The sequence below is a fragment of the Arthrobacter sp. YAF17 genome (assembly GCF_052113365.1).
Lineage (GTDB): Bacteria > Actinomycetota > Actinomycetes > Actinomycetales > Micrococcaceae > Arthrobacter.
Map to the genome: position 1 here is coordinate 111,353 of NZ_JBFRDB010000010.1, position 7,645 is coordinate 118,997.

Annotated in this window: 5 protein-coding genes; 3 read left to right on the top strand and 2 right to left on the bottom strand. The window is 66.2% G+C overall.

Annotated features, from left to right (window positions below; all coding sequences use genetic code 11):
* Nucleotides 1-75: 75 nt before the first annotated feature.
* Together AB4Y67_RS10425 and AB4Y67_RS10430 are read right to left on the bottom strand one after the other, a co-directional pair.
* Nucleotides 76-3,273 (bottom strand): S8 family serine peptidase, encoded by a 3,198-nt coding sequence (locus AB4Y67_RS10425; RefSeq protein WP_441405698.1) that lies wholly within the window; start codon nucleotides 3,271-3,273, stop codon nucleotides 76-78.
* Between the two features lie 354 nt (nucleotides 3,274-3,627).
* The gene (locus tag AB4Y67_RS10430; RefSeq protein WP_441405699.1) at nucleotides 3,628-3,813 is read right to left on the bottom strand and encodes a hypothetical protein; all 186 of its coding nucleotides are present in this window, start codon (nucleotides 3,811-3,813) and stop codon (nucleotides 3,628-3,630) included.
* A 298-nt stretch (nucleotides 3,814-4,111) separates the two neighbouring features.
* Between AB4Y67_RS10430 and purS the strand changes: the two genes are divergently transcribed.
* The 3 genes from purS to purL are packed head-to-tail and all read left to right on the top strand — an operon-like array spanning nucleotide 4,112 to nucleotide 7,459.
* On the top strand, nucleotides 4,112-4,363 hold the full coding sequence (purS, locus tag AB4Y67_RS10435; RefSeq protein ID WP_056427643.1) for a phosphoribosylformylglycinamidine synthase subunit PurS: 252 nt from the start codon (nucleotides 4,112-4,114) through the stop codon (nucleotides 4,361-4,363).
* Nucleotide 4,364: 1 nt separating this feature from the next.
* Nucleotides 4,365-5,123 carry a phosphoribosylformylglycinamidine synthase subunit PurQ gene (purQ, locus tag AB4Y67_RS10440; protein ID WP_441405700.1) on the top strand — a complete coding sequence of 253 codons (759 nt, stop codon included), beginning with the start codon at nucleotides 4,365-4,367 and terminating at the stop codon, nucleotides 5,121-5,123.
* The gene (purL, locus tag AB4Y67_RS10445) at nucleotides 5,120-7,459 is read left to right on the top strand and encodes a phosphoribosylformylglycinamidine synthase subunit PurL (protein WP_441405701.1); all 2,340 of its coding nucleotides are present in this window, start codon (nucleotides 5,120-5,122) and stop codon (nucleotides 7,457-7,459) included. The genes purQ and purL overlap by 4 nt, the downstream gene beginning before the upstream one ends.
* Nucleotides 7,460-7,645 lie beyond the last annotated feature (186 nt).

Genomic DNA, 7,645 nt, shown 5'->3' on the forward strand with positions numbered 1-7,645 from the left:
CCCGGGACGTTAAACGGCAATGGCCGGCGGTGGGAACCGCCGGCCATTGCCGTTGCTGTCAGGCTGGAACCGCGCCTAGATGGCGTTGTTGGGACCGGCAAGCTCCTCGTACTGGATCTTGCCCTTCTCCTGCTTCACCTTCTTGCCCTTTTCCTTCTTTTCTTTCTTGTCCTTCTTGCCGTCGTCGCCGCTGTCACCGGGACCGTTGTTGCTGTCCTGGTCCTCGGATGTCGGCGGAACGACGACTCCGCCGGACGAATTGACCAGCACGCTGACGAACGTCGGCTCACTGGCACCGGCGAAGGTCACCCGACCGATGTACGAACCGGCCGCCAGGTTCTTCCAGTTCATCGTGACGACGCCGGACTTGCCGTTGGCGAGCCGCAGCGGGCTGGGCGTCAGAGTCGCATTTCCGACGTTGGCGCCCAGGACAGCCGCATCAACGCTTGCCTTGGTGGCCTGGCCGTTGGGGCTGTCGTACAGGTGCACGAAGATCCGGTAGGTTCCCGGGGCCGGGTTGGGGATGGAGAGTGACTCGCTCGCGGACGAGGTTGCCACCTGGATCAGCTGGTTGGCCGGGTTTACCACGTACATGTCGTAGTCGGCGTTCGGGTCCGCGGAGTAGACCGAGAGCTTGGCCAGCGGGCTGCCCGCCGGAACCTTGACATCCTTGGCGAAGTTCGAGGCATTGGTTGCCCCCAGGACTCCCGGGCCGGGAACCAGTTCAATGGCGGAGGAGTCCGCCTTGGACAGGCCGTCGAGGGTCATGTTGATCGGGTTGTTGGTGCCGGAGACAACCTTAAGGTCGCCGGAGCCGGTGCCGCCCGCGGAGGTGAAGGCAACATCATTGGACGTGACCACCGACTGCGGGCGGACCGCGATCGGGGACATGACGTTCTTGTTGGCACCCTGCCAGGTCAGCGAACCCATGGCGAACTTGCCCAGGGCTGCATTCTGGTTTTCGAACGACACCTTGAACGTCTTCTTCTCACCGGCCGCGCCGAAGGTCAGGATGGACGGGGTCACGGTGACCTTGACGCCCGGGACGTCGGTCTTGACCCGGTACGTGCCCGGCGTCAGCGCCGTCAGGGTGCGGGTGACCTCGATCTTGCCGGTCAGGTTGCCCAGCGAGAAGGACGGGACGTTCATGTCGCGGGCCTTCGTGGAGCCGAGCTCCGGAATGCCGAGATCGACTCCGGTGCCCTGGATGAACTTCAAGTAGTCGTCGCTGTTGGCGTCGTAGACCAGGCCCGGATCCAGCACGCGGGCCGGGTCGACCTGGCCGGCGCCGGTGGCGAGGACATCGGTGTTCTTGCTGCCGTCGGCATTCTTGACATCACCAGCGGTGGTCATCATCGCGGACTTGACCGTCGCCGGGGACCAGTTCGGGTTCTTGCCCAGGATGAGGGCGCCAAAGCCGGCCACATGAGGCGCGGCCATGGAGGTTCCGGACATGAATCCGAAGTTGTCCCCGCCCGTACCGATCGGCGATACGCCGGCCAGGACTGCCACGCCGGGAGCGGAGACGTCGGGCTTCAGCAGGTCGGATCCGGTGGCCAGCAGCGGACCTCGGGAAGAGAATCCTGCGATCTGCGGCTGGGCTTCAAGCGGCAGGCCGGTGGTGTCCTTGTTGACCAGGGACACGGTGATGGCCGGGTTGGCCGTGACCTTGGCCTTGATGGTCTCGGTTGCCGGCGGGTTAACGTGGACGGTGGGGACGGCGTGCTTGTCGGTGTCCAGCGAGGAGTTGCTGAGGTTCACAAGGATCATGCCGACGCCGCCGCCACGCTTGACTTCGGCGCTCTTGGCCACGCGGTCAAAGACGCCGCGGTCACAAACCACAACCTTGCCGGCGACCTTCGCGGGGTCCAGCGTGTCCGGGCCGCAGAGGGCCGCATTTGCGTTTCCGGCCGTGATGGCCGCATTGGCAGCCAGCACGACGCCGGCACCCTTGACTTCGCGGTTCATGATGCTGGCGCCGCGGAACTTGCTGCCGTCGGAGAATTCAACGGTGCCCTGCAGCTCCTGGGAGAAGCTGCTGGCGGCGACCGTGGTGACCCACGGTGCGCCGTGGTTGACGGTGCTGGCGGTGGGGCCGGAGTTGCCGGCCGAGGCCGCGACGAAGATTCCGGCGGAGGCCGCGGACAGGAACGCCATGGCGACCGGATCCGTGGTGGTGGTCGTGGAGCCGGAGATCGAGTAGTTCAGGACATCGACGCCGTCGTAGATGGCCTGGTCGATTGCGGCAACCGACGAGGAGCTGTAGCAGCCGCCGGTGTTCGGATCGGTATCTTCCCAGCAGACCTTGTAGACAGCCAGCTTGGCCGCGGGGGCGATGCCGCTCGTGAGGCCGAAGCTGCGGCCGTCAACGAAGGTCTCGACATTGGCGTTGCCGACAGCGGTGCTGCCCGTGTGCGTGCCGTGGCTGGCGACGTCGACCGGCGAGATCTTCTCGATCGGGGAGCGCTTGTCCGGGGTCACGTACTTGAGGAAGTCATCGGCGAAGTAGTGCGCAGCCAGGACCTTGGAGTTGCAGGCGGAGCCGTCGAAATCGGCGCCCGTGCCTTCGCCCTTCTGGCACTCACCGACGAACGTGTCGCCGTCGGACTTGAGCATTGCGATCTTGCCGTCGTCGGTGCGGTAGGGCACGCCCACGACAGGTTCCCCGACGAGGGGCTGGACCTGGTCGCCGGCGAAGAAGGGGCTGGAGGGGGTGTAGCCGGTGTCGATGACGCCGACAACGACTCCCTTGCCGGCGGCATCCTGGCCGCCGAACTTCGTGTTCCAGGTGCCGTTGGGGCCGCTGAGCTTCAGGAAGTCGGTGCTGGAGTAGTCCGGAGCGTTTTCCGCGTCCGGGGCAACGACCAGCACGCCGGGGTTCTTGGCCAGTTTGATGGCCTGATCGGCCGTCAGGTTCGCGCTGAAGCCGTTGACGGCCGCGGTGAACTGCCGCTTCATCTGGACGTTCTGCTGGCCGGCAACTTCTGCCTGCTTGTTTTCGAGGTGTGTCTCGTACTTCTTGACTTCGGCCTTGTTCGTGTCGAGCTTCTTGCCCGACTGCGGCTTCGTTGCCGCGAGGCCGGGTGTCCCGCCGTCGTAGGTGGCCGCCGGCTTCTCAGCCAGGACGACGATGTAACGGCCGTCCTTGTAGCTGTTGGGATCCAGATTCTTCTGGGCAACCGCCGCAGGGGCGGAGCCATGTGCCGGGGCCGCGGTGGCGGGCGAGATCGCAACTGTTGACAAGAGCACCGGCAAGCCCAGGGTCAGTGCCACGGCCCTCCGGAGTCCCCCGCTTCGAAGGAAGCTCTTTCCTGGTGTATTCACGTGTGGTTGAACCTTTCATAAGGAACGGTCCCGACGTTGCTGCCGGGTCAAAGGACTGGCGGGACAGAAAGAGCTGAGACTCTCAGGGCCCCGACGGATACCAGCCGATTCATACAGTACAGACTGAGAGCTAGATATGACATAGAACACAAAGAGGAAATCAAAATTTGTCATGCAATTCGACAAAACCCCCGCAGTTGACGGCCGAAAGCGGGCGGCGAAGCCCCGTGAAGCCCCCCCGCACATATCCCCACGGCCACCCCCAGATGGCCGGGGCCTCTCCGGGCCACCGGCTGCTGCCGCTTACTGCCGGGGCGTCCGGACAACTTCGCTGATCCAGGCGCGGGTTTTCTCATCGACCGGCCCGGCCACGTTACTTTCCCGGGCCTTGCGGTCCGCTTTGATCTTCTGCAGGACCATCCGCCCGAGACCCGCGAAGACGGCGGCGGCAACAACGGGCAACAGCACGGATTTCGATTTCTCAGACATACGCACATGCTACTGACGGGGCACCGGGGTGGCCATAGCGTCGTCGCAGGTCACACCCCGCGCCAGGCCCGTCCGCCGGGATTCCTCCCGGCCTGCGGCCCCCGGCATCGGGGCGGGCACCGTTCACACTCCCGGCCGAATGCGGCCGGACGCACCGCGGCCGGTAGAATGGGGATGCAAGCTCGCGGAGCGCCCTTTCACGCTGTATTCACCACACTGTCCTCACACACAGCGGACCGGCGTGAGACGGCACCCTCCGCTGCGCCCTTACCCAATGCTCACGCACAGGAGTTGCCGGATGCCCCGGATCGTTGTCGACGTTATGCCCAAGCCCGAGATTCTCGACCCGCAGGGGAAGGCCATCGTGGGAGCACTCCCCCGGCTGGGCTTCACCGCTTTCAGCGCGGTCCGTCAGGGAAAGCGTTTTGAACTCACGGTCGACGGCGAGGTGACCGAGGAAATCCTGGCCCAGGCCCGGAACGCCGCAGAGACCCTGCTGTCCAACCCGGTCATCGAGGACGTCGTCAACGTCGAGGTCGTCGAGGCCTGAAATGACTGAACTCCCCCTGATCGGCGAGGCCATCGCCGTCGCGGCGCACCCGCAGCTCGCTGGTGCCAAGATCGGCGTCGTCACCTTCCCCGGCACCCTGGACGACCGCGACGCCGTCCGTGCCGTCCGCCTGGCCGGCGCCACCCCCGTGGCCCTCTGGCACGCAGACACCACCCTCGGTGACGTCGACGCCGTCGTCATTCCCGGCGGTTTCTCCTACGGCGATTACCTCCGCGCCGGCGCCATCTCCCGGTTCGCGCCGCTGATGTCCAGGATCATCGACGCCGCCAACTCGGACGCCATGCTGCCTGTCCTGGGCATCTGCAACGGCTTCCAGATCCTCACCGAATCGCACCTGCTCCCCGGCTCGATGATCAAGAACGACCACCTGAAGTTCATGTGCCGCGACCAGGTCCTGCGCGTGGAGAACAACTCCACCGCCTGGACCGGGGACTACGCCGCCGGCCAGGAAATCAGCGTGCCGCTGAAGAACCAGGACGGCCAGTACATCGCGGACGAGAAGACCCTGGACGCCCTGGAGGCGGAGGGCCGTGTGGTGTTCCGCTACGTCGGCTGGAACCCGAACGGCTCGCGCCGCGACATCGCCGGCATCTCCAACGCCGCGGGCAACGTGGTGGGCCTCATGCCGCACCCGGAGCACGCCGTGGAGGCCGGGTTCGGCCCCGAAGAGGGCTCCGGCACCGAGGGCCTCGGCTTCTTCACCTCTGTACTGAACAAAATCGTGGGAGACAACAAATGACGGAGACGTCGACCGGCCGGACGGCAGGCACCGCCACCGAGACCAAGAAATTCAATATCGACACCGTCGAGAACGCGGCCAAGACCCCGGACGTGGAGCTCCCCTGGGCCGAGCTGGGCCTGAAGCAGAACGAGTTCGACGAGGTCGTCAAGGTCCTGGGCCGCCGCCCGACCGGCGCCGAGCTCGCCATGTACTCCGTGATGTGGAGCGAGCACTGCTCCTACAAATCCTCCAAGAACCACCTGCGCCAGTTCGGCGACAAGGTGACTGACGAGATGAAGAAGGACATGCTCGTGGGCATCGGCGAAAACGCCGGTGTCACCAACCTGGGCGACGGCTGGGCCGTGACGTTCAAGATCGAGTCCCACAACTCGCCGTCGTTCGTTGAGCCCTACCAGGGCGCCGCGACCGGCATCGGCGGCATTGTCCGCGACATCATCTCCATGGGCGCCCGCCCGGTGGCCGTGATGGATCCGCTGCGTTTCGGCGCCATTGATCACCCGGACACGGCCCGCGTCATGCACGGCGCCGTGGCCGGGATCGGCGGCTACGGGAACTCCCTGGGCCTGCCCAACATCGGCGGCGAGATGGTCTTCGACGCGGTGTACCAGGGCAACCCGCTGGTCAACGCCCTGGCCGTCGGCGTCATGCGGCACGAGGACATCCGGCTCGCCAACGCCTCCGGCAAGGGCAACAAGGTGGTGCTTTTCGGCGCCCGCACCGGCGGCGACGGCATCGGTGGCGCCTCCGTGCTGGCCTCGGAATCATTCGACGCCACCAAACCGTCCAAGCGCCCCGCCGTCCAGGTGGGCGACCCCTTCGCCGAGAAGGTCCTGATCGAGTGCTGCCTTGAGCTGTTCAAGAGCTCGCTGGTTGAGGGCATCCAGGACCTCGGCGCCGCAGGCATCTCCTGCGCCACGTCCGAGCTCGCCTCCAATGGCGACGGCGGCATGGAAGTTGAATTGACCTCCGTCCTGCTGCGCGACCCCACCCTGACCCCGGGCGAAATCCTGATGTCGGAGTCGCAGGAACGCATGATGGCCGTCGTCACCCCCGAGAACATCGCCGCGTTTGAAGCGGTCATGGACAAGTGGGCCGTGGAGTACTCCTGGCTGGGCGAGGTGACCGACACCGGCCGCCTCATCATCACGTGGGAAGGCGAAGTCATCGTCGACGTCGACCCGCGCACCGTGGCGCACGACGGCCCGGTCTACGACCGCCCGTACGCCCGCCCCGAGTGGCAGGACGCAGTCCAGGCCGACGCGTTCACCGGCTCCGTGCAGGACGCCGGCCGCCCCTCCGCCCCCGCGGAACTGGCCGCCGCCGTCACCGAGCTCGTGGCCTCGCCGAACATGTGCAGCAAGTCCTGGATCACCAACCAGTACGACCGCTACGTCGGCGGCAACACGGCCATGGCGTTCCCGGACGACGCCGGCGTGGTACGGGTGGACGAGGAAACCGGCCTGGGCGTGGCCCTGGCCACCGACGCCAATGGCCGCTACACCTACCTCGATCCGTACCACGGCGCGCAGCTGGCCCTGGCCGAGGCGTACCGCAACGTCGCCACCTCCGGCGCAGTGCCGATGGCCGTCAGCGACTGCCTGAACTTCGGCTCCCCCGAGGATCCCGACGTCATGTGGCAGCTCGCCGAAGCCATCCGCGGCCTGTCCGACGCCTGCATGGTCCTGGGAATCCCGGTCACCGGCGGCAACGTCTCGCTGTACAACCAGACCGGCACCACCCCCATCCACCCCTCCCCCGTCGTGGCCGTCCTCGGCAAGTTCGACGACGTCGCGCGCCGCACGCCGTCGGGCTGGAAGGAAGACGGCCAAGCCATCTACCTGCTGGGCACGACGGCGGCGGAACTGGACGGTTCGGAATGGTCCAACATGCGCGGACACCTCGGCGGGCTGCCGCCCAAGGTTGACCTCGCGGCCGAACGCGAACTGGGCGAGATCCTGATCAACGCCTCCCGCGACGGCATGGTGGACGCCGCCCACGACCTCTCCGAAGGCGGCCTCGCGGCTGCCCTCGTGGAGTCATCGCTGCGCTACGGCGTCGGTGCCCGGATCGCCCTGCAGGACGTCCTGGACCGCGACGGCGTGGACCTGTTTACGGCACTGTTCTCCGAGACGCAGGGCCGCGCCATCGTGGCCGTGCCCCGCTCCGAGGAGATCCGCTTCAAGGACATGTGCACCGCGCGCGGCTTCGCACACATCCGGATCGGCGTGGTGGACGCCGAGGGCGGCACGCTGGAGATCAACGGCGTCGAGACCATGAACCTCGAGTCGCTCCGCGAAGCCCACGAGGCCACCCTGCCGAAGTACTTCGGCTAGCGTCCCACCACCGCTCGAAGCAACGCGGGGTCACTTACCGCCCATAAATCCCCCTCAAAGTCAATTGGTCGTTGCAACAACTGGGTTTAGGCCGCGGTGGCAATGAGTTGGCGCATGCGTTGTTTGGGGGTCTCGAGGTTGAGCGTGGGACGGGGCCGGTTGTTGAGTTTGTCGGCGATGATCTCG

Bases quoted from the DNA above. Each gene is read 5' to 3' on its own strand.
- AB4Y67_RS10430 (WP_441405699.1), bottom strand. From the start codon at position 3,813: ATGTCTGAGAAATCGAAATCCGTGCTGTTGCCCGTTGTTGCCGCCGCC.
- purS (WP_056427643.1), top strand. From the start codon at position 4,112: ATGCCCCGGATCGTTGTCGACGTTATGCCCAAGCCCGAGATTCTCGAC.
- purQ (WP_441405700.1), top strand. From the start codon at position 4,365: ATGACTGAACTCCCCCTGATCGGCGAGGCCATCGCCGTCGCGGCGCAC.
- purL (WP_441405701.1), top strand. From the start codon at position 5,120: ATGACGGAGACGTCGACCGGCCGGACGGCAGGCACCGCCACCGAGACC.